Origin of the sequence: Pseudoflavonifractor capillosus, from assembly GCF_016902575.1 — a bacterium.
GTDB classification, from domain to species: Bacteria; Bacillota; Clostridia; order Oscillospirales; family Oscillospiraceae; genus Enterenecus; species Enterenecus capillosus_A.
Genome location: NZ_JACSNZ010000100.1, coordinates 1 through 1522 on the forward strand (window position 1 = coordinate 1; position 1522 = coordinate 1522).

Annotated in this window: 1 protein-coding gene; it reads left to right on the top strand. The window is 45.8% G+C overall.

Going from position 1 to position 1522, the window contains the following annotated elements; genetic code table 11:
• A partial coding sequence (locus H9X86_RS11990) for an IS1182 family transposase (RefSeq protein WP_243416958.1) occupies positions 1 to 1498 on the top strand: 1498 nt, incomplete at its 5' end.
• Positions 1499 to 1522 lie beyond the last annotated feature (24 nt).

Genomic DNA, 1522 nt, shown 5'->3' on the forward strand with positions numbered 1-1522 from the left:
CAGACTGTCGAAAAACTTCCAAAACATCCCCGCATCTGGTAAAATGGTATCAGATGTGGGGGTGTGCTTTATGGAGCAATGGAGAAAAGATTCACGAAAAGAGGCCGTGGTGACAGATTTGGAAGCACTGGTGCCCGAAGATCATTTGCTTCGCAAAGTGGAAAAGGTCATGGACTATGAGTGGTTGTATGAGAAACTGGATCCATACTATTGCCATGACAACGGGAGACCAGGTATAGACCCCGTCGTGTTAATTAAAATGGCTCTGATTCAGCATTTGTTTGGAATTGCATCGTTGCGCCAGACATACCGGGACATTACCGTAAATCTGGCCTATCGCTGGTTTCTGGGGTATGGACTACTGGAGGAAATTCCCCACTTTTCAACGGTGAGTTATGCCTTTTGCCATAGGTTTCCTGAAGACTTAACCATGGAGATTTTTGAGCACATCCTGAATAAAGCTCTTAACAACCGCATGGTAGACCCACGAACTGTGTTTATTGATGGGACTCACATAAAAGCCAGTGCAAATAAGAAGAAATACCAAAAAGAGCAAGTATCCAAGGCTGCCAAGGTGTACACTGAGCAACTCCGGCAGGAGGTAAATGCCGAGCGTGAGAAGTTGGGGAAAAAGCCTATCAACGACGATGACGATCACGATGATGAGGGCACCTCTGGTGGAGGGATGGTTGAAAAGACAGTTTCCACTACCGACCCGGATGCTGGAATGTTTATCAAAGGAGAACATGAACGGCAGTTTGCATACGAAGCACACACAGCTTGCGACAAGCGAGGTTTTATTCTTGGAGTAGAAGTAACTGCAGGGAATGTTCATGACAGCATAGCTTGGGATGCAGTATACAATGAAATAACAGCTAAATTTGAACGTGTGAAGTATGTGGCAATGGACGCAGCATATAAAACCCCGTGGATTGCAAAAAAGATTCTGGAGGATGGGAGAATACCCATCATGCCCTATACCAGATATACGGGAGATAAAGAACGGTACAAGCCCTGGGAGTATGAGTACGATCCTGTAACTGACAGCTTCATTTGCCCTCAAGGTGGTGTATTACGGCACACTACAACAAACAAGGAAGGAAAGCGCACCTACCGCACCACTCCGTCCAAGTGCAAGTCCTGCCCTTGCAAATTCAAATGTGGAGCCAATGAAAAGGGGCAAAAGGTGATGACCACACATATCTGGGAGGAATATCTAGATATTGTGGAGGCTATCCGCAAAACCGAAAAGGGCAAGAAAATCTATTCCCAACGAAAAGAAACCATTGAGCGTATTTTTGCAGATGCAAAGGAGAAACACGCCATGCGTTATACGCATCACAGAGGTCTAGCCGCCGTTACCAGGTGGGTTAGGCTTAAATATGCTGCAATGAATCTGAAAAAGCTGGCAAATTGGAGTTGGGAGAACTCCAATTTGCGCATCATATTTGCCGTTATTCCCCAAACTATGACCAGAACCCCTGTTTTCGCTCAATGAAAACAGGGGTTCTTCGACAGTCTG